Origin of the sequence: Kordia antarctica, assembly GCF_009901525.1 — a bacterium.
Lineage (GTDB): Bacteria > Bacteroidota > Bacteroidia > Flavobacteriales > Flavobacteriaceae > Kordia > Kordia antarctica.
Map to the genome: position 1 here is coordinate 3,162,913 of NZ_CP019288.1, position 24,802 is coordinate 3,187,714.

19 protein-coding genes are annotated in these 24,802 nt (G+C 34.0%); 8 read left to right on the plus strand and 11 right to left on the minus strand.

Annotated elements, in window-relative coordinates; all coding sequences use genetic code 11:
* A complete protein-coding gene (locus tag IMCC3317_RS13130; RefSeq protein ID WP_160129956.1) occupies window positions 1-654 on the plus strand; it encodes an HD domain-containing protein in 654 nt (217 codons plus the stop codon).
* A gap of 42 nt (window positions 655-696) precedes the next feature.
* Here the strand turns inward: IMCC3317_RS13130 and IMCC3317_RS13135 are convergent, their stop codons facing one another.
* A complete protein-coding gene (locus tag IMCC3317_RS13135) occupies window positions 697-1,566 on the minus strand; it encodes an AraC family transcriptional regulator (protein ID WP_160129957.1) in 870 nt (289 codons plus the stop codon).
* Window positions 1,567-1,770: 204 nt separating this feature from the next.
* Here IMCC3317_RS13135 and IMCC3317_RS13140 point away from each other — a divergent pair, with 204 nt between their 5' ends.
* Both IMCC3317_RS13140 and IMCC3317_RS13145 read left to right on the plus strand, forming a co-directional pair.
* The gene (locus IMCC3317_RS13140) at window positions 1,771-2,367 is read left to right on the plus strand and encodes a hypothetical protein (protein WP_160129958.1); all 597 of its coding nucleotides are present in this window, start codon (window positions 1,771-1,773) and stop codon (window positions 2,365-2,367) included.
* Between the two features lie 304 nt (window positions 2,368-2,671).
* Window positions 2,672-2,866 carry a hypothetical protein gene (locus IMCC3317_RS13145; RefSeq protein ID WP_160129959.1) on the plus strand — a complete coding sequence of 65 codons (195 nt, stop codon included), beginning with the start codon at window positions 2,672-2,674 and terminating at the stop codon, window positions 2,864-2,866.
* Window positions 2,867-2,969: 103 nt separating this feature from the next.
* Here IMCC3317_RS13145 and IMCC3317_RS13150 read toward each other — a convergent pair whose 3' ends face one another.
* Together IMCC3317_RS13150 and IMCC3317_RS13155 are read right to left on the minus strand one after the other, a co-directional pair.
* The gene (locus IMCC3317_RS13150) at window positions 2,970-3,401 is read right to left on the minus strand and encodes a hypothetical protein (protein ID WP_160129960.1); all 432 of its coding nucleotides are present in this window, start codon (window positions 3,399-3,401) and stop codon (window positions 2,970-2,972) included.
* 413 nt (window positions 3,402-3,814) lie between these two features.
* The gene (locus IMCC3317_RS13155) at window positions 3,815-4,891 is read right to left on the minus strand and encodes a PA0069 family radical SAM protein (RefSeq protein WP_170293877.1); all 1,077 of its coding nucleotides are present in this window, start codon (window positions 4,889-4,891) and stop codon (window positions 3,815-3,817) included.
* Window positions 4,892-5,035: 144 nt separating this feature from the next.
* Between IMCC3317_RS13155 and IMCC3317_RS13160 the strand changes: the two genes are divergently transcribed.
* Window positions 5,036-5,467, plus strand: a complete 432-nt coding sequence (locus tag IMCC3317_RS13160; protein ID WP_160129961.1) for a hypothetical protein — start codon at window positions 5,036-5,038, stop codon at window positions 5,465-5,467.
* A gap of 1 nt (window position 5,468) precedes the next feature.
* Here IMCC3317_RS13160 and IMCC3317_RS13165 read toward each other — a convergent pair whose 3' ends face one another.
* The 7 genes from IMCC3317_RS13165 to hemH all read right to left on the minus strand — a co-directional run bounded on the left by IMCC3317_RS13165 (window position 5,469) and on the right by hemH (window position 15,170).
* Window positions 5,469-6,503: a T9SS type A sorting domain-containing protein gene (locus tag IMCC3317_RS13165; RefSeq protein ID WP_160129962.1), complete on the minus strand. Its 1,035-nt coding sequence runs from the start codon at window positions 6,501-6,503 to the stop codon at window positions 5,469-5,471.
* Window positions 6,504-6,611: 108 nt separating this feature from the next.
* Window positions 6,612-7,394 (minus strand): enoyl-CoA hydratase/isomerase family protein, encoded by a 783-nt coding sequence (locus IMCC3317_RS13170; protein ID WP_160129963.1) that lies wholly within the window; start codon window positions 7,392-7,394, stop codon window positions 6,612-6,614.
* Window positions 7,395-7,398: 4 nt separating this feature from the next.
* On the minus strand, window positions 7,399-8,856 hold the full coding sequence (locus IMCC3317_RS13175; RefSeq protein WP_160129964.1) for a sensor histidine kinase: 1,458 nt from the start codon (window positions 8,854-8,856) through the stop codon (window positions 7,399-7,401).
* A 47-nt stretch (window positions 8,857-8,903) separates the two neighbouring features.
* Entirely contained in the window at window positions 8,904-9,449 is a 546-nt protein-coding gene (locus IMCC3317_RS13180; protein ID WP_160129965.1) for a CopD family protein, read from the minus strand.
* Complete coding sequence (locus tag IMCC3317_RS13185) at window positions 9,450-12,557, minus strand: WD40/YVTN/BNR-like repeat-containing protein (protein WP_160129966.1); 3,108 nt, start codon at window positions 12,555-12,557, stop codon at window positions 9,450-9,452.
* A 226-nt stretch (window positions 12,558-12,783) separates the two neighbouring features.
* Window positions 12,784-14,133: an MATE family efflux transporter gene (locus IMCC3317_RS13190; protein WP_160129967.1), complete on the minus strand. Its 1,350-nt coding sequence runs from the start codon at window positions 14,131-14,133 to the stop codon at window positions 12,784-12,786.
* Complete coding sequence (gene hemH / locus IMCC3317_RS13195) at window positions 14,133-15,170, minus strand: ferrochelatase (RefSeq protein ID WP_160129968.1); 1,038 nt, start codon at window positions 15,168-15,170, stop codon at window positions 14,133-14,135. Before hemH ends, IMCC3317_RS13190 begins: the two co-directional genes overlap by 1 nt.
* Window positions 15,171-15,529: 359 nt before the next feature.
* Between hemH and IMCC3317_RS13200 the strand changes: the two genes are divergently transcribed.
* Complete coding sequence (locus IMCC3317_RS13200; protein ID WP_160129969.1) at window positions 15,530-18,979, plus strand: TraB/GumN family protein; 3,450 nt, start codon at window positions 15,530-15,532, stop codon at window positions 18,977-18,979.
* Window positions 18,980-19,406: 427 nt separating this feature from the next.
* Here the strand turns inward: IMCC3317_RS13200 and IMCC3317_RS13205 are convergent, their stop codons facing one another.
* Window positions 19,407-20,294: a helix-turn-helix domain-containing protein gene (locus IMCC3317_RS13205; RefSeq protein ID WP_160129970.1), complete on the minus strand. Its 888-nt coding sequence runs from the start codon at window positions 20,292-20,294 to the stop codon at window positions 19,407-19,409.
* A 205-nt stretch (window positions 20,295-20,499) separates the two neighbouring features.
* Here IMCC3317_RS13205 and hemA point away from each other — a divergent pair, with 205 nt between their 5' ends.
* From hemA to hemE, 3 genes are all read left to right on the plus strand, one after another.
* Window positions 20,500-21,759, plus strand: coding sequence for a glutamyl-tRNA reductase (hemA, locus tag IMCC3317_RS13210; protein WP_160129971.1), 1,260 nt, complete (start codon window positions 20,500-20,502; stop codon window positions 21,757-21,759).
* Complete coding sequence (gene hemC, locus IMCC3317_RS13215; RefSeq protein ID WP_160129972.1) at window positions 21,756-23,333, plus strand: hydroxymethylbilane synthase; 1,578 nt, start codon at window positions 21,756-21,758, stop codon at window positions 23,331-23,333. Before hemA ends, hemC begins: the two co-directional genes overlap by 4 nt.
* A 415-nt stretch (window positions 23,334-23,748) precedes the next feature.
* Window positions 23,749-24,774: a uroporphyrinogen decarboxylase gene (gene hemE / locus IMCC3317_RS13220; protein ID WP_160129973.1), complete on the plus strand. Its 1,026-nt coding sequence runs from the start codon at window positions 23,749-23,751 to the stop codon at window positions 24,772-24,774.
* Window positions 24,775-24,802 lie beyond the last annotated feature (28 nt).

Genomic DNA, 24,802 nt, shown 5'->3' on the forward strand with positions numbered 1-24,802 from the left:
ATGAATAAAGAAAAAATCATTTCGGAAACTATTTCTTTTGTGCAAAAAACCTTGAAAAATGCTGAAGGCGGACACGATTGGTTTCACATTGAACGTGTGTATAAAAACTCGTTATTGATTGCGGAAGAAGAAACCGTCGATGAATTTATTGTGAGTTTGGGCGCATTGTTACATGATATCGCTGACGCTAAATTTCACAATGGCGACGAAACTGTTGGTCCAAAAGTAGCACGCGAGTTTCTAGAAAGTTTACAAGTCGAAAAAAGTGTGATTCTGCATGTAGAAAACATTATTTCTAATATTTCTTTTAAAGGTGGGAATTTTGATCAACAATTTAATTCGCCAGAATTAGACGTCATTCAAGATGCAGATCGTTTGGACGCGATTGGCGCCATTGGAATTGCACGTTGTTTCAATTATGGCGGATTTAAGAATCGGAAATTATACGATCCTGCAATTCCTGTAAATCTTCACATGAGTAAAGCCGAGTATAAAAAAACAACTGCGCCAACAATTAATCATTTCTACGAAAAATTGTTATTGCTGAAAGATAAAATGAATACCAAAACTGGTAAAAAAATTGCCGAACAACGTCATGAATATATGGAGCAATTTCTGAATCAGTTTTTCCGTGAATGGAATGGGGAAGTTTAGACTTTGTTAGATTGTTAGATTGTTAGATGAAATTTAATTACGTTACTGTATCATCAACTTCATTTCGCTTCTGTATTTAGAAGCACTTTTCCCTGTAATTTCTTTAAATGACTTATTGAAGTGAGAGAAATTATTAAAACCACTTTCATAGCAAATATCGGTAATACTACTTTGGCTTTCTAAAAGCAGTTTTGTTGCATGCATCACTCTGTATTCGTTCACTAATTTTGTAAATGTTTTTCCTGTCACTTTTTTAAAGTAGCGACAAAACGCAGGAACTGTCATACTTACCTTATCTGCAATTTCATCTAAAGTAATATGTTGTTGAAAATTGCTACTGATATATTTGAATATAATATCTATTTTAACGCTGTCTTGCGGTTGTGTTTCAAAGGCAAATCCGTCTGCATTTAGTAACACATAATCTTTGGCTAATGCCAACAGATTCAAAATTTCTAATAGCTTGATCACTCTCTTGAAACCATCATATTTTGGTAATTTTTCAATTTTTGGTCCAACGAGTTTTTTTGTTTCTGGCTGAAACCGAATTCCTTTTTTTGCCTTTTCTAGCAAGAGCGAAATATTCTTCATTTCTGGTAAATTGTAGAATTCTTTCCCTAAAAAATCAGTTTTAAATTGAATGAGTGTTTCTTTTCCTTTTGAAGTCAATCGATCTGCAAATCCATTGTGTGGCAAATTAGATCCAATAAGAATTAATTGACTGTTATTGAAGTACGATAAATGGTTTCCTATATGACATTTACCTTTTCCTTTGTTTACATATACCAATTCTACTTCAGGATGAAAATGCCAAAACGCTAATCCACGTTTTCGCTTTTTCGTATTCTGTGCCACAAGAATAGAACTCCCAAAATCTGGTGTTATTTTTTCATAGGTAGGTTTGTTGTTCATAAGCAAAATGTATTCGTTGCAAATTTACCATTTACATGGTTTTAAACATATGTTCTTTTACCTAAATTATATACTATATTAACTTAATAAAAATATAATATTTATTTCATGGTTAAAATAACACACATATTAGCCAAAATAGCTGTTTTACAACAACAAAATCGAACTTAGATTTGTACTGTGAATTATTTAAAACTAAAAGTCATGAAAAAAAGAATCAAAAATGTTGTATTTATAGTAGCTATGTTGGCTAGTGTAATGAGTTATGCGAGTGCTGATTATGCTTTAAACACCAAGAAAATTAGTACTATACTAACCTTAACGAATGTTAAAAAAGGACAAAAATTAGTAATTAAAGATGCTGATTTATCTATTATTTATAAAGAATTAATAGCAAATGATGGCATATTTTCCAAAGGATATGATTTGACGGCTTTGCCAGATGGTAAATACTTTTTTGAGTTAGAAAAAGATGTTGAAATCGTAATTATGCCATTTACAGTAGTTTCAAACGAAGTGAAATTTGAAAAAGAAAAAGAGGCTTTTATATACAAACCTACTGTTAGAACTGTAGATAATATAGTTTATGTTTCTAGGCTTTCTTTAGATACGCAACCTTTAAAAATAAAAATTTATTACAGAGAATCTTTTGGCGATACTACTACTTTAGTTTTTTCTGAAGAAATTAAAAACACCAAAATCATAGAGCGAATCTATGAATTATCAAAACTAAAAAAAGGAGATTACACGATCGTGTTTAAAACACAAAATAGAGAGTTTACAGAACGAATTAAGTTCTAACGAATCTAGTATTAAATTTGATTGAAGGCACAGCAAACCGCTATTGGGATTGCTGTGCTTTTTTTCGTTAGAACAGGCAATATTGACCATTTTATACTTTTAATAAAACGTTTTGTTGAGTTTGAGCATTCTATTCTAGTGTATTATCAACTTCATTTCTCATAGCTTTAAATACAACTACAAGAATTCAGAAAAGTCTCTTTTTTAAAAAAAATAAAAAAAGTGGGTAATGGAATCTAATTATGAACCCTAGTTATAAAAGCTGACAAGCAAACTAAATAATTAATCCATAAAATTCTATATTATGAAAAGCAAAACATTCAATTCGTTAAAATTAAACAGAGTATCAGTTTCTAACTTATCATCTATTAGTGGTGGTCTTGTTGCGAATAACAATAATAATCAACAACCAATGCGAAATGTTCCAAGTACAGCCGGACCAACTTGGGATTGTGGTTACAGTGCTGGTTGCAAAACTAAAGGTTGTGCTAATGGTTAATATGAAGAACTAAAATTATTTTCTAAATAACGTAAATTACCCAAGTTTTATACACTAAAATTTGGGTGATTTTTTGTTTAAATTAGTCTCTAAAAAAACCACCCTAATATTCAATATTAATAACTCCATCAGTAAACGTAAATATTGGTTGTCCAGTATTATCTTCCATAGTTGCTCTAAAAGTTCCTTCCATTTTAGAATCTGTATGTACTTCAATAGAAGTTTCTCTGTTTCCATATATTGGATCTGAAATGTGGTTTATATGATTCTCAATAAACACAAAATCATCTATTTGATTTGTTTCTTCTACCAACACAGAAAACAAAAGTGTTTTCATATTATTATCAAAAGATGCTTCTATAATCCTAATTTCAGTATTTGCTGGATTTAATGTCACGTTGTAATCTGTTAGAGAATAATCAACTCCATTAAGATTGAAACTTAAATTACTTTCATTCAGTATTAATGAGTTTTCATCATCAGTTGAACACGACAGAAAAGCTAGAGCGATTAGACATAAAAATACTTTTTTCATTGCGGTTAATTTATAATTATACACGTTTTTAATTCATCAATTTTGATTGATTACTTTTAAATGTATATCATAAATTTGTATAAAATACTACAGAATTGATAAGCGTCGTGTATTTTTTATGAGCGTTGTTAAATGATGTGAATTTTATATATTTTTTGAAAAATAAAAATGATAGATTTCGTTTTTATTTTCTTTGTTCGCCCAAAGAATACTGAATCAAGTTCAGCACAGGCTTCAACAAAAGAAAAGGCACTTTTCCAGAGGTGTTTTTAGTTTTTTCTCTGAAAAACTAAAACCGTATTCATTTTTCTAAATTTTTTCCAAGGCTTCAAAAATTCTTAACGAAAAATGAATACTACACTTCGGAAAAGAACAAAGTGGAAAACAACAACATTTATTACATCAATCTAATCTCAAAACAGCGAATATTGCCCACTTTTATACTTTTCGTGAAGCGTTCTATTGAGTTTGGGCGTTTTTTTATTTTTGAAATATTTCAATCGCGCAAGCTTGATTAAGTTATGAATTTGTTCTGCAATTTTTCCTTCGCCGCGCATTCTGTTTCCATAACGACTGTCATTTAATGTTCCGCCATGACAACTTGCAATTTGATTCAATACTTTTTCTGCTTTGTCTGGCATGGTTTTATGAATCCAATCTGAGAAAATTTCGCCAATAGCGCCATTCAATCGTACAATTGTATAACCAATTGATGTTGCGCCTAATTCAGCTACTTTTTTTGCCATCGGAAGAATTTCATGACTGTTTATAGACGGAATTATCGGTGCCAACATTACATTGACAGGAATTCCGTTTTCGGCGAGCGTTTGTACAGTTTCCAATCGCTTTTTAATGGTGGCAGTTCTTGGCTCCAACACACGACGCGTTTCTTCTGACAAGGAAGTTATAGAAATATTGACACTGACCAAGTTATCTTTTGCGAGTTCTTTTAGGAGATCTAAATCGCGCAGAATTAGTGCGTTTTTAGTAATGATTCCGACAGGATGTTTGTATTTTAAGAATACTTTTAAAAGACTTCGCGTAATCTCCAACTCCTTTTCTACAGGTTGGTAACAATCAGTATTGCCAGAAAGTATAATGGGACATGCTTGCCAATTTTTCTTCTTTATTTTTTCTTCTAATAATTCCGCAGCGTTGCGTTTGACTAATATTTTTCGTTCAAAATCTAATCCTGCGCTAAATCCCCAATATTCATGCGTCACACGCGCATAACAATAAATACAACCATGTTCACAACCTTGATACGGATTTAGTGAATATTCCATACCAACATCTGGACTTTGCACTTTGTTTACAATCGTTTTTGGAAACGTATTGATGTATTGAGTTTTGTTTTTATCTGCTTCTTCGCCTTCTTTGTGACAATATTCTAAAAAATCGGAGCGCGTTTCATGCGTATCTTGCAAAAAACGATTGTGTACATTTTTTTGCGCGCCTCTTCCTTTGATGTTTTTCGTACGTTCCAACATTTCTTTTTTCAAAAATAAAAGCTATACAAACAATATCGCTTGGTTGAAATGATTTTGAAGTGCAACTACGGGAATTTTAATTCGTTAAACTTTTGAAAGTGACGTTCATTATATCTACATTTATAAAAAACAACCGCATTTCATATGTTTAAAACAATCTCTATATGCATTTCTTTTTTGTTTTTTGCTTCTGCAAATAGCCAAGAAACTGTTGATCCTTACAAAGATCAAAAGGCAAACGCGAAAAATTTTCCATCAAACCTCAAAAAAAGCGATCAGCTAATTTGGTGTATTGATGCGGAAAAAAAGAAGGGAAAATGGGTTGTCATTCTTGAAATATCTAAAGAAGAAATAAAAGAATTACAAGAGAAATTAGTATTACTTGGTTTTATCTCAAGGATAGAAAAAACTCAAGAAAGTATTTTGGATATAAATACAATGAATGCTATTATTTGTTTTGAAAAAGAACAAGGAAAAATTTATGAATGTTGCGGAATTATTGGTATTTCTAAAGGAATGAAATCGCGAATAGAAAAAGCATTCCAAAAGAGAAAAAGAGTTCAAAAAAAGAATTGAATTACTTCTTTATAAATTTTTTAATGATTGAACGATTTTGAAAATCAATTACTTTCAAAAAATATACACCACTTTTTAAAATACTTACATCAACTGTTGTTGAATTGTCTAAAGAAACTTCAATCTTTTTTCCAAGTATAGAATACATTTCTACGGTTTGAATGTTTGTAATTCCTTTAATATGTAAATTATCTGAAGCTGGATTTGGATAGATTGAAACATTTGAAAGTTCTAAATCTTCTGTTGATAAGGTCCTAGAATAGGTAACTTGATTGCAATCGTTTGATACAGTTAGATAACGAAATTCCATTAATCCACATCCTGCAAAGCAATCGCCGCCACCAAGCATAAACTGATAGTTTTGATTTTCATCAAATATGATATCACATAGTTCTGTTTGAAAACTTACATTAGGAAATTGAACGATGTAATAAAGAACTCCTGTATAATTAAATCTATTATCAATTCCACTAGGAATTTCGAACGCTTCAATAATACCTGCCATGCTTTCCAAATCGTCAATCAAAGCAAGCATGTTCAAAGCATCATGGCTAGTTTGTAAAGTGAAAAATGTTTTTCCACTACTATTAGAACTAAAATGCTCCGAATATGTAAGCTGATATTGCGCCATAAAATCGTCTAAAGGTGCAAACCCAGACGTTCCTGTAGTAATTAAAGTTTGTACCCAAGAAACATTAGTGAACACAGAAAAAACGATCTTTTCATACGATACCTGAAACTCATTATATTCAGTATTGACATGAAACTGAAATTTAGTAAACAAAGAATCAATACTTGGGTTGTTATCAGGGTTTTCATAAATAGCCGATAGCTTTTCCAAATGGTAATCTACGCGTGTTTGTGGAATATAAGGATTGTCATAATCAGGATCATTCACGTTACTTTGAATTTCTCGTAACGCCAATATATTAGCATCTACATCATAGTTCTGCTGAATAAATGGGCTAATAACACATTGCGCAGATACGCTAAATATGAATAAACAAAATAAGGCTGTTAGAGAAGTTTTTTTCATGACGACTAGTTAGTTGTTTGATAAACAAATTAACCACCTATTCCTAAATTTAACAAGAAACTCTATTCGTAATTTATAAATAACGATAACAATCGAATTATTCTCTATTTATTTCCCCGGAAATTCCGCTTTGCGTTTTTCTAAAAAAGCGGTTGTTCCTTCTTTGAAATCTTCCGTTCCAAAACAGTTTCCAAATTCCGAAATTTCAATTTCATAACCATTTACGCCAGCTTCATAGTTTGCATTGACAGCTTTGATTGCTCCGCTAATCGCAACTAATGAGTTTCGCATTATTTTGCTTGCCAATTTATACGCTAATGGCAACAATTCTTCTTGTGTAGTTACATGATTTACCAATCCGCATTGGTGTGCTTCTTCTGCGCCAATCATTCCGGCAGTCATAATCATTTCCATTGCTTTTCCTTTTCCAACCAATTGTGGCAAACGTTGCGTTCCGCCATATCCTGGAATTACGCCTAAGGAAACTTCTGGTAAGCCCATTTTTGCATTGTCGCTGGCAATTCTAAAATGTGCAGCCATTGCCAATTCCAATCCGCCACCAAGTGCAAATCCGTTTACGGCAGCAATTACTGGCGTTCCTAAATTTTGTACAAAATCGAATAGCAATTCTTGTCCTTTTGCAGCTAACTTTCCGCCATCTTTAACTGAAAAATCTGCAAATTCGCTAATATCTGCGCCAGCTACAAAAGCTTTTTCACCACTTCCTGTTAAGACAATTACTTTGGTATTTTCGTCACTATCTAACGCTTCAAAAGCATCGCGCAATTCTTGAATGGTGTCACGGTTTAATGCGTTTAGTTTTTTTGGACGATTGATTGTAATTGTTGCAATTCCGTTGTCTTGTGTTACACCTATGTTTTCGTAATTCATGTGATTAATTTTTTGGGAAAGTCACTATAAATGTCGTGCCTTCGTTTTCTTCTGATGTAAAAGTAATACTTCCTTTATAAGTTTCTACAATATTTTTTACCATTCCAAGTCCAAGTCCCATTCCACTGGTTTTGGTTGTAAATTTTGGTTCAAATATCTTTCGCATGTTTTCTTTCGTGATTCCAATTCCGTTATCTTTTACCGTAATTGTTACGTTCTCGTTTTCTTGAAATACACGGACATCTATACGCGGTTTTCGATCAGTTGGAATTGCTTGTGTCGCATTTTTTACCAAGTTCGTTATGACACGAATTAGTTGTGTGCGATCAAATTTTGCAACAATTTCTTGTTCTTCAAACGAAACATTTATATAATCTTCATTAAAAATATCCATTGCCAAACGTGTAATTTCAACCACATTCAACATTTCATTTTGCTGTGCTGGCATTTTAGCAAAGTTAGAAAACGCCGAAGCAATACTACTCATGGTGTCAATTTGCTGAATTAATGTTTTAGAATATTCATCTACTTTTTGATGAATTTTTGGATCTTCCGGATCAAACTTTCGTTGGAAACTTTGCACACTCAAACGCATTGGCGTCAACGGGTTTTTAATTTCGTGCGCTACTTGTTTTGCCATTTCGCGCCAAGCTTGTTCACGTTCGCTCATCGCAAGTTTTACAGCACTTTCTTCCAACTCATCAATCATACTATTGTACGCATTAATTAGGTTGTAAATCTCTTCTCCTGCATCTTCTACAATAATTTTTTCATTGCGTTTATTAAAGCGTGTTTGATCTAATTTTTCTCCAATTTGCTTTAATGATTTTGTAATATATCTCGAAATAAAATACGCAAAAACAATTGCCACTAACAGCATTACAACATAGGCATATCCTAAACGTCTTAGAAATTCTCGCAATTCGTAATCACTAAATGTATTGTCTTGTTTATATTTTAAATTGATGATTCCCAGCGGTTTCGATTTGGAATCTGTGATAATACTATACGAAGATTGATATTCTATTTCTGTTTCTGTGATAATTTCTTCTACATAATGTTTGTCAACACTTGCACGTAAATTATTTAGGATTTTGGCAGACAAACATTCTGTGACATCTTCGCTTCTAATAGAAGTGTCAGACGTTTTTAGAAAATTACCTTCTAAGTCGTATAAATTAACATCCACTTTATGAATATCTGCAATTTTAAAAATTTCATCCTTAAAAATAAGTCCCAAATTTTCTTGACTCACTACATACGTAGTTTCAAAATTGATAAGGTATTTTATATGTCCTTTTACCTGATTTTCTTTTCGTTCCAATCGTCTTAAATGATAATCAACGGATTGTTCATGATATTGATAAATAGTCACCAAAGCAATAAGGATAGATGCTACAAGAATCAAGAGAATCATGTAGGCAAATATTCGGGAACGTAATGACAATCTTGCTGGTTTCATGAATGTTTATTTATCTTCTGTGTGTTGACTCAATAATCAAGCCAATATTATGCTTCTGGGTTTTTCGTGCGAATGCGTTTATATAGCTTAAATCCTAACATAAGCACTATTCCTAATACAAAAATTCCAATTACACCAAAAATCCAATTGATAGCACTTTTTAAGATGACCAAAAACACAACCGCAAATAGAATAAAAGTCGCGCCTTCGTTCCAAATTCGCATAAAATTAGACGTATATTTTACCTCATCACGTTGCAATTGGGTGAACATTTGATGTGTTTTAAACTGATACAGAAATAACAAAAATACAAACGCAAGTTTTACATGCATCCAAGATTGCTCAAGCCAAAAAGGTCTTAAAATTAACAACCAAATTGCAAAGATTGTTGCCAAAATTGCTGAAGGCCACGTGATAATAAACCACAAGCGTTTTGCCATTAATTTGAGTTGTTTTCCTAAGATTTCTTTTTCTGGCGAAGGTTTATGAAACGCTTCTATTTGATACACAAATAGCCGTGGAATATAAAATAATCCTGCAAACCAAGTTACTACAAAAATCAGGTGTAATGATTTTATATAATCGTATTCCATTTAGTCTTCTATAAATAGATAGTTTAGTTTTTTCGTATTAAATGCTTCGTTAAATGCTTTAATTTCAGTGTCTACCAAATTATTGAATGTGTTCAATTGTTGATTAATTTGTTGCGATAATTCATTTTTTACGGCAATATCTTGCTCGGTTGGCGCAAAATCGCCCATACTTACCAATGAATTTAAGTGTCCTAATTTGTTCGTTAAACGAATTGGGAAATTCAACGGATCTTGTCCACTTCTATTTTTTGTTTGATACAAAGCTTCTTCAATCGTCGTGAATTTTTTCTTTAACTCATTGGCTTTATCTACCAATTCTTTCACGTTTTCGTCATCTTTATATTGCGCTGCAAAAGAACTCAATTTTCCATTAATCTTTCTAATTTTTTTAATCGATTTATGTGCATTATCCATCGTTTCGTTAACATCTTTGATAAAATCAAATTGCTTTTGCATATCTGCCAACGTACTTTCTGCTCTTGGATCTGCTACAATTGTAAATGGTTTTGTAAGTTCAACTTTATTGATACTATCCTTTTTAACCGTTAATTTCACTTTATAATCACCAGGAATTGCTTTCGGACCTTCCAAACTTGCCCACCACAAAATCATTCCTTTGAGCTTTTCAGTTCCTTTGTACGACATATTCCACACAAACTGATTCGCTCCTTTTTCAACTTCAAGCTTATCTTTCTCTTTATTTTTTGTGCTGAATGTTTTAATAATTTTTCCACTTGCGTCAGAATATGTTAACGAAACCTCAGCTTTTTCATCAAAATCATTCAAATAGAAATACGTCATCACACCATTCGGATGATTTGTTCCGTCAGTTTTACTTCCTTTTCGGGAACCGCCACGCATTCTGTAGGTATCTTTTGGTGTGTACAGAATATTTGAATTTTTTGTAATAGTATATTGTTGATGAATCACAGTTAAATCATCAATAATCCATAAACTTCTACCTTGTGTGGCAACGATTAAATTGTTGTCTTTTATAGTTAAATCTGTAATTGGAACAATGGGAAGATTCAACTGAAACGATTGCCAGTTTTTCCCATCGTTGAACGAAATATACATGCCAGTTTCTGTTCCAGCATATAACAAACCTTTGCGTTTTGGGTCTTCACGCACAACACGCGTGAAATGTTCTGCGTTGATTCCGTTGGTAATTTTTGTCCACGTTTTTCCGTAATCTGTTGTTTTATATAAATATGGAGCAAAATCGCCTGTTTTATATTTTGTTCCAGCTATATAACACGTTCCAGCATCAAATGCACTTGGCTCAATGCTATTAATCATCATCCATTCTGGCATTCCGTTTGGCGTAACATTGTTCCAGGTTTGTCCGCCATCTTGCGTAACGTGAAGCAATCCGTCGTCGCTTCCAACCCAAAGTAAACCTTCTTTTACTGACGATTCTTGTGCAGCAAATATGGTGCAATAATATTCTACGGAAGTGTTATCCTGTGTAATTGGTCCACCTGAAGATTTTAGTTTCTCTGGATCATTTCGAGTTAAATCTGGACTAATAATTTCCCAAGATTGTCCTTCATTTTCCGTCACATGCACACGATTTGAAAATGTATATAATTTATTCGGATTGTGTTTTGAAAATAGAATTGGAAAATTCCACTGAAAGCGATATTTCATACCTTCTGCGCCATGTCCCATCGGATTATCTGGCCAAACATTAATGGCTCTTACCGTTCCTGTTCTGTGATTTTTTCGGGTAAGAAAACCGTCATAACTTCCACCATATACAATGTCATTATCTTTTGGATCGACGGCAATATGAGCTGATTCGCCACCTGCGGTACTTTCCCAATCGTCATCCGAAATAGAACGTCCGTCAGTTCTATGCGGAATTCGAATCGTAGAATTATCTTGTTGTGCTACATAAATTCTGTATGGAAAACTAGTATCTGTAGTTACCCTGTAAAATTGCGATGTTGGCTGATTGTGATATGTGCTCCACGTTTCGCCGCCATCATAGGTAACTTGTGCGCCGCCATCATCGCCAATAATCATCCGTTTTGGATTTTCGGGCGCAATCCATAAATCATGGTGATCGCCATGTGGCGCATTGTACGTACTAAATGTTCTTCCGCCATCGGTGCTTTTATGATACCGAACATTCAATACATAGACAACATCTACGTTTTCCGTATCCGCATATAAACGTGTGTAATACCAAGCGCGTTGACGCAATTTACGTTCACTATTCACTTGATTCCACGTTTCGCCGCCATCATCACTTCTATATAATCCGCCTTTTTCTTTATTTTCAACAATTGCCCAAACACGTTGATTGTTGAGTGGAGAAACCGTTACGCCAATAATTCCTAAGGTATCTGTTGGAAATCCTTTATGTTTTGAAATCTCTGTCCACGTTTCGCCACTATCTGTACTTTTCCATAATGCCGAACCTTCGCCACCAGAACTCAAACTATATGGAGTTCTACGAATTCGCCAAGTTGACGCGTATAAAATTCTCGGATTTGTTGGATCTATCAATAAATCTACAACGCCAGCATTTTCATTTGCGAAGAGTGTTTTCTTCCATGTTTTTCCGCCATCGATACTTTTATAAACGCCTCTTTCTTGTGTTGGTTTGTATAAATTTCCCATCACGCCAGCATATACAATATCTGAATTTGTTGGATGAACCGCCATTCTTGGAATGTGTCTTGAGTTTTTTAAACCAGCGTCTGTCCATGTTTTTCCTGCATCGACACTTTTCCAAACTCCATATCCTGAAGATACATTTCCGCGCACGGTTTTTTCTCCGCCGCCAACATACATAACATTCGGGTCACTTTTAGAAACTGTAATCGAACCAATACTTCCGCCAAAATAACCATCCGAAATATTTTCCCAACTCCGTCCGCCATTGGTAGTTTTCCAAACGCCGCCGCCTGTTGCGCCAAAATAGAATAAGTTTGGTTTGTTCGGAACGCCAGTTACTGCAGCACTTCTTCCGCCACGAAATGGTCCGACTAATCGGTATTCTACGTTTTTATAATAATCTTCGTTAAAGGTTTGTGCTTGTGTTTCAAAGGAAGTTCCTACCGTAAGTAGTAACACGGCTAATAAGGTTAAAAATCGCATTTTATGGGTTGGTTTAGTTTGAGGTATTAAAAATAAGGATATTCTTTTTTGCTTGCTAGTATTTAGGCTTTTTTGTGAGTTTTGGCGTTGCTGGTTGCTGGTTAAACTTATAAACTATTTTATATTTAAAATTTCATTCATAGCGTCATTTCGAGTGAATTTGTGAAACAAATTTGTATCGAGAAATGCTTTTTAATTTAAAATTCAACATTTAGCATTTAAGATTTTATAACGCCGTTTTCAAATTTCGTTTAACTTCTCTATTAAGATAGAATCCTGTAAGAATGGTTGATAACAAATCGGCAATTGGAAACGCAACCCAAACACCAAAAATGCCGAAGTATTGTGGTAATATTAGAATCAACGGAATGAGGAAGAATCCTTGTTTTGTGAGTGTCAATAATAGCGCTGGAATCGCTTTTCCAATGGCTTGAAAATATCCAGATCCAATCATTTGTACCGCAATTAATGGCGTGACTAAGAAAACCCAACGCAATGCACTTGGCGTATCGCGTAAAATGACTTCATCATCCGTGAAAACGGAAACAATTTGTTCAGGAAAAAACATGATAATTGCAAAGATCGCAAGTGCCAATCCTGTTCCGTATTTTATAGAAATATTGATACTTTCGCGCACACGCTGATATTTTCCTGCTCCGTAATTAAACCCTGCAATTGGCAGAAATCCTTGGGAAATTCCCATGACTGGAAATAACGCAAACATCAACATTCTACTAATAATTCCATACATAGTCACAGAAGTTTCGCCACCATACATAAATAAGGTATGATTTAGAATGATAGACAAAATACTCACCATTCCTTGTCGCGCCAACGTTACGCCGCCGAGTTCTGTAATTTCTTTAACGATTTTGCGTTCCAATTTAAAACATTTTAATCGTATTTTGAGTTCGCTATGTTTTGAGAAGAAAAACCAATAGATAAATACAAAACAGATAAAGTATGAGATACAGGTTGCCCAAGCCGCGCCAGCCATTCCATAACCCAACACATTGATAAATAAGTAATCGCAGAAGATGTTTCCAATTGCAGGAAGAATCAACGCGATCATTGCAAATTTTGGTTTTCCTTCTGCACGAACTACAGGATTTCCCGTCATGCACAAGGCTAAAAACGGAATGCAATACATAATTATTGAATAGTATATTTCGGCTGGACCGAGAATTTTACCATTCGCACCAAAAAGTGCCAAAGCTTCTTCTTTAAAAATCAATCCAACAATGACAAAGAAAACCGATAAACCAAACGACATCACAATTTGATTTCCAAAAACGCGTTGCGCTTTGTCTTGATCGTCAGAACCTAACGCACGGGAAATGATGGACGCGCCACCAACTCCAATCGCCATTCCAATGGAAGCAATTAAAAAGGTAAGTGGAACTACAACGGTAATTCCTGCAATCGCCATCGGACCAATCCATTGTCCAACAAAAATGGTATCTACCACCATGTTTAGCGACATCACCAAAATTCCTATGGAAGCAGGAAGTGCTTGCGAAATAAGTAATTTCCCAATCGGTGCGTTGCCAAGTTCGGCAGAAGCTTTGTGTGCCATTAAGCGGTAACTTCCTCTTTAGAAGTTACGCTCCATTCGTTAATCCAACGTGTCATTACTTTTACCCAATCGTCGCTGTCATTTAAGCAAGGAATGTGTTTGTATTCTTCTCCGCCAGCTTCTTTAAATTGCTCTTCTCCTTCCATTGCAATTTCTTCCAATGTTTCCAAACAATCTGATACAAATGCAGGTGTAATAACCACTAAATTCTTTTTTCCTTCTGTTGGAAAACGCTCAAATTCAAAATCTGTATAGGGTTTTAACCAAGGATCGCCACCTAAACGTGATTGAAATGAGTTGCTATGTTTTTCTACTGGCAAGTCTAAATATTTTGCAATTTCTTTCGTCGTTTCAAAACATTGATGTCTGTAACACGTTGCGTGTGCTTTGGATGCAGTTTCGCAACAACTTCCATCAATTTTGCAATGTGAGTTTGTTGGATCGCTTTTGCGGATGTGCCGCTCAGGAATTCCATGATATGAGAATAAAATATGATCGTAATCAACGCCTTCTAAGTGCGATTTTATGTTTTCAGACATCACACGAATGTAATCTGGATGCTTGTAGAATGGTGGAACAAACGTCAACTTCATGTTTGAAAAATGCTTCTGTTGTTGTTCTTTCGTTTTTTCGATGACGGTTTCCGAAGAAGACATTGCATAATGCGGATATAAAGGTACTACTAAAACTTCATCAACGCCTTGTTCTTGCAATTCCATCAATCCTTTTTGAATACTCATAGAACCGTAACGCATTCCTAATGCAACAGGAATTTTGGCGCGTTCTTGTACTTTTTTATGAAAACGTTCTGAAATAACAATTAATGGAGAACCTTCTTCCCACCAAATTTTTTGATAGGCTTTTGCCGATTTTTTTGGACGCGTATTTAAGATAATTCCTTTTACTAAAAACGCACGAAGTAAATACGGAACGTCAATCACGCGTTTGTCCATTAAAAATTCGCCTAAGTATTTTTTTACATCTTTAGGATTTGGGCTATCTGGCGAGCCTAAATTTATCAATAATACACCTTTCATGTGTTTGTTTTTATTGTTTTTTACTTGTCACATGCTGTTCGCTATGAATCATTTACTTAAATGATAAAATTTTGAACATGCTCGTTTCATGTGTTTGTTTTTTTCAGTTTTTAACGAATTACAAAATTACGATTCTAACTTTAATAAATGAATACGACATCATAGGAAATGTCTATACAGGCATTGAAAAGGCATTTTTACGTTTATACCATCTCTACATTGAAATCAAAATAGAAATGGTATTATGATTCTATTAACACGAAAGAATTTATATCTTTAGTACATTGAACTCAGTTTAAGCAAGTTCATTGTTAAACTGATTACCGATGTTAGTTACCATTAAATTTCCACCTATTTTTATGAGAGTTTATATATCCTTTTTATTCCTGTTTTACGCGTCTATCCTTTTTTCACAAGAAAATAAACAAAGTCTTCTTTGGGAGGTTTCTGGAAACGGAATGGAAAAACCTTCGTTTTTATACGGAACCATGCACGTAAGTAAAAAAGTAGCATTTCGCTTAGATGATGTTTTTTTTAAAGCGTTAAACGAAGCCGAAACGGTAGCTTTAGAATCCGATCCTACAACTTGGTTGGCGCACAATTATGAAAGCATGTCTAGCTCGTCTGCAAGAAGAAGTTATGGAGGCGGACAAAATTTTTATAGCCTAAACTTTAATCCGCAGTTTTCCAAGAAAATAATTGTACGCAGTATTATTCGGTTTGATAATAGAATCATCAACGGATATTTATACCGAAAACAAGCTGGCGCAGATGATTTTGAAGAAGAAACCTACTTAGATATGTTTATTTATCAAGCTGGAAAAAAGAACAATAAACCTATTATAAGCTTAGAAAATATTGAAGAAGCTCGGTATTTGACTTCGCGCGCAGCGTATAATGTGCGAAAGAAGAAAATAGATGAATGGATTCAGAAAAAATTCAAAAATAAAAACCGATATACATTACAAGAAGACGTGTATAGAGACCGAAATATTGACTTGCTAGATTCTATTGGTGCAGCTACAAATACGGAGTTTTTCCGTGAACATATGTTGTATAAGCGCAATGAAAATATGGTCATTGTCATGGATTCATTAATGCAACACAAAACTGTTTTTGCAGGCGTTGGCGCAGCACATTTAGCAGGCGAAAAAGGCATGTTGCAAATGCTTGAAGATAGAGGTTACACTGTAAAACCGCTCACTTCCGAACAAACTGATTATGCACTAAAAGCGAAAGCCGATTTGGAAGAATTACACGTAAAACCGTATTTGAATACGTATAGTACGCCAGATGGTTTTATTACAATAAAAACCTTCGATGAACTTCGCGAATTTGTATATAAAGATCAAAAATTTTACTTAGCGCCCGATATGACAAATGGTGCATATTTAACGATTACACGACTGAATACGTATGATCATTTTCCGAATGAAGAAAAAATTACGCTGGACGAAATTGATCCGTTATTATATGAAGATATTCCTGGCGATATTATTTCTAAAACGCCATTGACAAGTCCGTTTCCAGGATTTAGCATTGTGAATAAAACCACAAAAGGCGATTACCAAAAGTATCATATTTACAAAACGCCTTTGGAAATTATCATCATCAAATTTGCTGGAAAGAAGGATTTTGTATTGCAATATGAACAAGAAATTTTTGATTCTATCGAATTTCGTTCTTCTACGGAAGAAATGAAAACATATACGTCCGAATATACTAAATATGAGTTTTTATTTCCTGCGAATTTTATTTCGGACAATACAAAAAACGTTGGAAATAAGTTGTTACAAGCCGAAGTTAACGACCAATATTATTTCTTCAAAGAAGTGTACAGCACCGACGTTTCTTATATTGAAGAAGATGCATTTGAAGCGGAATATATTCATGATAATTTCTATAAAAATTTAGACATCAAAAAGATTGACGGCAAGTTTACAGCATCTACATATACGAGTTACGAATCGTCAGCCATTATAGATAGCATCACGAAACAACACATTTATTTAAAAACTGTGATAAAAGACGAAAGCTATTATTTGCTCGGCTATATTGGCGATCATAAAGAAAAAGCAACGACTTATTTTAATTCGTTCAAACTAAAAAAACCAACGTATAAAAAGTTCGAAACAGTGATTGACACATCATTGCATTTTTCTGTATTGACGAATACCAAACAGCCTGCAACAAGATCGAGCAGTTCTAGCAGATACAGCGCTGAGAAAAAAGCATACGATCAAGAGAAAAAATACATTACGTATACGTCAAAAAGTAACGAGAAAATATTTGTAAAACGCATAAAATATCACGATTTACAAATGTATCATAACATTGATAGTTTGTGGAGTTCTATGGAGCGTGGCTACAAATTTGGTTTTGTGATTGAAGATAAAAAATACGAAGAAAAAGACAACATGTTTTACAGTACATATGTCATAAAAGATACGGCGAGCGCAAAGCGAATTTACATGAAAAACATCTTAAAAAAAGGTGTTTTATTTGGCTTGCTTACGCTAGAAGATTCCATTTCAGAACCATCTGATTTTGTCAAGAATTTTTACGAAACTTTCACTCCTTTAGATACGTTACTTGGGAAAGATGTGTTTGCTGATAAAACAGGAATTTTCTTTGATGGAATCAAAAATAATGATAGCATTGTGCTAAAATCGTTCGCAAAAATTAAGTTTACAGACAAACACGCAAACACGATTATTTCTATCTTACATGAACATGATTTTCCAGATGATCGGGAAAACATCAAAAACTACTTAATTACGTCACTTGGAAAGCTGAAAAATGCACGAATTCATCCATTTTTTGAAGACTTATATGTGAATGCATACGATAAACCAAAAACGCAAACAGCAATCTTAAAATCATTATTATCGCAAAAAGATGAAGCTTCCTATACATTGGTGCTTTCGCTGTTGGAAAAAGATTTTCCGCTAGATTCTAGAGGCACAAATACCTTATTTAAAGCCGGAAAAGACAATTTATTACTGAAGAAAGAATTGTTTCCTGAATTGTTGAAATATTCGAGTATTGAAGAATATAAAACGCCAATTTATTCGTTGTTAACAGAACTCCGCGATAGTAGTCTCATCAAACCAAAAATATATAAAAAATATAAAAATCAATTGCTAAATGATGCTAAAATTGAAATCAAACGAAACTTAGGAAAATCAACTTCTTACAGTTATAAAAGTAGCAGCGCGTTGAGTAATTATGTGAAATTATTATTTCCGTTTCGAAAGGATAAAAAGATTCAGGATTTCTTCAATAAATTAATCAAAACAGAAGCGCGAACTGCGTTGACAACCTATTTGGGATTGTTGGCAGAAAATGGCGAAATGATTCCGCAGGAACTAAAAAATAAAACCATTTTTGAGTCAAAAGCATTGGCTTTTACATTAAAAGAATTAGCAGACAAAAATTTACTTGCCATTGTTCCCGATTCTTTAAAAACACAACAACGCTATGCAAAAGCACGATTGCTAAGTCGTGTTAGTTTTGATGAAGAAAAAGATACAATTTCATTTGTAAAATCTGAAACTGTAGAAAATGAAGATGGAATAATTACGATTTACTTTTTCAAAATAAAAAAGGAAAGTCGCTACAACAACAGCACAAAATTATATCACATCGCATTTTTGAATAAACCAACCTTGAATACGAAAATCTATTTAGTAATTAAAAGCTATAGTGGCGAACGAATTTATGGCGATGAAATTGATGATGAATTGTTTGATAATGCGATTGAATTGGTGAAGTATAAGAAGCGAAAAAGAATTAGTGGACGGAGATAGGTTGTTGGACTTGCTTAGACTTTTTTTAAGTACGAAAGCTAGCGAAAACTTCACGTATGCTGAGTTTATCGAAGTAAACTCGTGCCGACAAACAAACTAAAAACATTCGTGAATTTGTGGCAAAAAATAATTAACGATTAACGATTGTTGATTTTTTTATTATGATTGGACTCACTGTTATGAGAAGATGAATCAATACTGAATCAAGTTCAGCACATGGTTCAGCTTGACGAAAGAAACCGTAAAATACTAAAGTTTTCAATCCTGCAATCATTAAATATTTCAATTAATCACAAAACAGCTAGTGCAAGTTTTCAACTCGTGCCGATAAATAAGTTAAAAGATTCTCTGCGTCGGCACAAGTTGAAAACTTGCGCTAGCAAACGGAATGATTCAATCTTTCAATTCTTAAATCTTTCAATCAAAACTAATTCACACTCGCTAAAATATACTTCTTCGGTGTTGTTCCATATTTCTTTTTAAACGCCGCAATAAAGTGACTTGCAGTACTGTAGCCAACTTTATGCCCAACTTCGTTTACATTATAACTTCCCGACTCTAGTAGTTTTCGTGCGTATTCCATTTTATAATCAAACAAAAAGCTGAATACGGAATCGCCATAAATTTGCTTAAAACCTTCTTTTAGTTTCTTAATATTCAAACCAACTTCATTTGCCAATTCTTGCAATCCTGGCGGTTCTGCCATATTTGCGATGACAATATCTTTTGCACGACGGATTTTCAATACATTTTCTTCATCAACCAAAAACGGACATTGCTCAATATCAGCATCTTCACTTCTGTTAAAATACAAGCTTAGCAATTCGTACGCTTTTCCTTTTAAGTATAATTTTTTGATAGATTCGTGCATGTTGTTATTAATCATCTGATTCAACACAACTGCCATTATCGGTGTAATTTCTTTGTTATCATAATACTTTTTATCTTTCTTATCGGCATTCAAAAAGTGAATGTAATTTGCTTCGAGCGAAAACAACGAATGAAATTTTTTAATCGGAATCAAGAGAGAAATCAACCAAGTTTTGGACTTTACTTCCACATTAATTGGCAAATCGGTTTGCGGATTGTACAACAACAACGCATGTTCATCCAACACATCAAACGAATAACGTCCGTTGTTAAAATTGAACTTGCATTCACCTTTAATACAAAAATGAAATTGTATAAAACTACTGTCAATTTCTCGGATAAGTTGCTGAGTATCATCACTCTCATTTTGAAGCTTTAAAATATAAAAACCTTCTTCCACTTGGGTCTCTTGAAAAGTTCCTTGAGCGTTGTTTTTTTCTTCCATAAGTAGAAATACCTGTTTTTGCTTTATTTAGAATGATTCTACACTAAACCACTTAAAAAGCCTTAATTTGCTGTAAATTTACAACATTTCGCAAGTTTTTTATACGAAATGCACTTAAAAAACTTAGAGCGACACTAAAAGTCCTTTGAGCGTTGTTTTTATTAAACCTCGAATGATACTTTTGTTAACGATTTCAAAAATCCCCATGAAGCAATACAATATATCAAAACAAAATTCTTTCTACTGTGTAGGCATGAGCTATCAAAAAGCAGATGCAAGCACTCGCGGAAAATTTAGTTTGCCCGATAATGCCAAAGCTTCTATCCTTTCTACAATTTACGATACTGAAATTGGCGATGGCGCATTAATCATTTCTACGTGCAACCGAACAGAAATTTACGGTTTTGCACAACATCCGTGTCAATTTATTAAATTATTGTGCGACAACTCTAACGGAACTGCGGAAGAATTTGAAGAAGTAGCGTACATTCATAAAAACAAAGATGCCATTTCACACTTATTCAAAGTTGGCACAGGATTGGACAGTCAAATTTTAGGTGATTTTGAAATTATTTCACAACTAAAAAAAGGATTCAAAGCTTCTCAAAAAGCAGGACTTATCAATGGTTTCATGGAACGTATGGTAAACGCTGTGATTACGGCGAGCAAACGGATCAAAAACGAAACGGAAATTTCTTCAGGAGCAACTTCGGTGGCTTTTGCTTCAGTTCAGTATATCTTAAAAAATGTAACAAATATTTCTGATAAAAATATCTTACTCTTTGGAACTGGAAAAATTGGAAGAAATACGTGTGAAAATTTAGTAAAACATACGAAAAACGATCAAATTATTTTGATCAATCGTACCAAAAATAAAGCAGAACGAATTGCTGGAAAGTTCAACTTAATTGTAAAAGATTACAACGAACTTACTACTGAAATTGAAAAAACAGATGTTCTAATTGTTGCCACTGGCGCGCAACAACCAACAGTTTCTAAAAAAGACATTCATACAAACAAAGAATTATTGATTCTGGATTTATCGATTCCTCGCAATGTTTCACAAGATGTAACGGAATTAGAAAACGTAACATTGATTCATTTAGATGAATTATCGCAAATTACCGATGAAACATTAGAAAGAAGAAAATTACAAATTCCGAAAGCAGAAAGAATCATTAACGAAGTCAAAGCAGAATTTATTGCGTGGTTAGAAACTAGAAAATTTGCACCAACAATCAAAGCGTTAAAGCAAAAATTGACTGCAATGAAAAATGCTGAAATCAACTTTCAACGTAAAAAGATAAATGATTTTGACGAATCTCAAGCTGAAATCATCAGTAACAGAATCATTCAAAAAATAACTACACAATTCGCCAATCATCTTAAAGATGAAAACACGACTTCAGAAGAAAGTGTAGCACTTATACAAAAAGTATTTCAATTAGAAAATAACTCATTATGAGTAGAATCATCAGAATCGGGACTAGAGATAGTGAACTCGCATTGTGGCAAGCTAAAGTAGTACAAACGCAACTAGAGCATTTGGGTCACAAAACTGTATTAATTCCCGTAAAAGCTACTGGAGATTTAATTTTAGACAAACCTTTATACGAACTCGGAATTACAGGAATTTTTACGCGTACGCTAGATATTGCAATGCTGAATAATGACATTGATATTGCGGTGCATTCGCTAAAAGATGTTCCAACAGTTTTACCGAAAGGAATTGTGCAAGCTGCGGTTTTAAAACGTGGAAATGTACGCGATACGCTAGTTTTTAAGAAGAATGAAGAATTCTTATCAGAGCGTCATGCTGTCGTTGCTACAGGAAGCTTACGCCGAAAAGCACAATGGCTCAACAGATATCCAACACATACGATTGAAGATTTACGTGGAAATGTAAACACGCGTTTGGAAAAACTTGAAAATACCGAACATTGGAATGGCGCTATTTTCGCTGCCGCTGGATTGGGAAGAATTGATCTCCGACCAGAAGATGCTGTAAATCTCGAATGGATGGTTCCTGCACCAGGACAAGGCGCAATTATGATGACAGCGTTGGAAGAAGATGAAGAAATTAGAGCGATTCTTGCCGAAATCAATCATGAAGAAACAGAAATTTGTACCACAATTGAACGCAAATTTTTAAACCTGTTAGAAGGCGGTTGTACAGCTCCAATTGGCGCAATTGCATACATAAAAGAAGAAGTTGTTACGTTGGAAACTGTATTGTTGAGTGTTGATGGAACGCGGAAAATTACCATCACTCGCTACGACAAACTTGGCGAACATCATGAATTGGCAAAATATTGCGCTGATTACATTATAGAACGTGGCGGAAAACGTTTGATGGAAGAAATCAAAACTTCTGGAAGTCAAACGAATGTATATTCTACGAAGTTATTAACAGAAGGACAACGACAGTTATTCAATGAAAAAGTAGTTGCAGAAAGTAGCGATTTTATTAAAATTAGTTTGAATAGAATTAAACCGCAAGCTGTTCGCAAACCGATTCAAAACGTAGTCATTACAAGTAAAAATGCAGTAGCAGCATTATTACAAAACTTTTCGGCTGCCGAATTACAATTTGAAAATATTTATTGTGTCGGAAGACGTACCAAAAAACTCATTGAGCAGAAAATTGGTCCCGTTGTAAAAGCCGCACGAAACTCAAAAGAACTCGCAGAACATTTAGTAGAATTTATTAGCGGAACAAGTGTAACCTATTTTTGTAGCGACATTCGTTTGGATGCATTGCCAACTATTTTGGAAGAAAACTACATTGAAGTCATCGAAGTACATGCCTACAAAACGATGTTGGACGCTGAGAAACTTCAAGAAAGTGTAGAAGGTATTTTATTTTACAGTCCATCAACGGTACAAAGTTATGTTTCGGTAAACAAAGCAAAAGGAATTGCTTTTTGTATTGGAGAAACAACGGCAAAAGAAGCAAAACAATATTTTGAAGATGTCCGTATTGCAAAAGTTCCAACGGTGGAGAGTGTGATTGAGTTGGTGAATGAGCACTATGTGTAATAGGCATTAGGTTTTGGGTATTAGGTATTAGTAACGTCACTTCGAGTGAAATTCTGCACATTGAGCGGAGTCGAAATGAAAGAATTTTGTATCGAGAAGTACTTTGAAATAAAATTAGATGTGAGATGTTAGTAGTGAGAATTGAGATTATTTAGATATTCTAATCTCAATACGAGAATAAAACCAATCGTCACTTCGAGTGAAATTTCGAAGAAATTTAGTATCGAGAAGTGCTTTGAAATAAAAAATAGATTTGAGATATTAGTAGTAAGCAGTGAGATATCCTCAATACTGACAACTCAATACTGAAAAAATAATAAAATTGATTCCTGCCTACGCAGGAATGACAAATAGTAAATGTTAGCATTGCGCAATTTTTCTCAATTCTCAATACTAACAACTCAATACTAAAATTATGCTAAAGAACGATTTATTTTTAAGAGCTTTAAAAGGAGAAGTGGTCGAACGTCCGCCAGTTTGGATGATGCGCCAAGCAGGAAGATATTTACCAGAATTTATGGCAATTAAAAAGAAGTACGACTTCTTTACGCGTTGCCGAACTCCAGAATTGGCAAGTGAAATTACGGTGCAACCAATTCGTCGTTACGGAATGGACGCAGCAATTTTGTTTTGCGATATTTTGGTAATTCCACAAGCAATGAATATTGAAGTGCAAATGAAGCCGAATTTTGGACCTTATTTACCAAATCCGGTGCGTACTCAAAAAGATGTTGATAATGTAATTGTTCCCAATGTTACTGTGGAATTGGATTATGTATACAAAGCCATCAAAGCAACGAAAGAATTGCTAAATGATGAAATTCCATTAATTGGTTTTGCAGGTTCGCCGTGGACAATTTTGTGCTATTGCGTACAAGGTCAAGGAAGTAAAAACTTTGATAAAGCAAAGGAATTTTGTTTTACAAATCCTGTTGCGGCGCATCAATTATTACAAAAAATTACAGATACTACGATTGCATATTTAAAGGAAAAAGTAAAAGCTGGCGTAAATGCTGTTCAACTATTTGATTCTTGGGGCGGAATGTTGTCGCCAACCGATTATCAAGAGTTTTCTTGGAACTATATGAATCAAATTATTGAAGCTTTAAAAGATGACGCGCCAGTAATTGCCTTTGGAAAAGGGTGTTGGTTTGCATTGCAAGAAATGGCACAATCTAATGCTTCTGCTTTAGGAATCGACTGGACATGTTCTGCACGAAATGCACGTTATTTAACTGGCGGAAACATTACATTACAAGGTAATTTTGATCCAACACGTTTATTTTCTCCGCCTGCGGAAATCAAAAAAATGGTGCATCAAATGATTAATGAATTCGGAAAAGATAAATACATCGTGAATTTAGGTCATGGAATTTTACCAAACATTCCGTTAGATCACGCAAAAGCATTTATTGATGCAGTGAAAGAATATAAAGTTTAAAAAAAGCTTTTTTAGAATATAGAAGAAT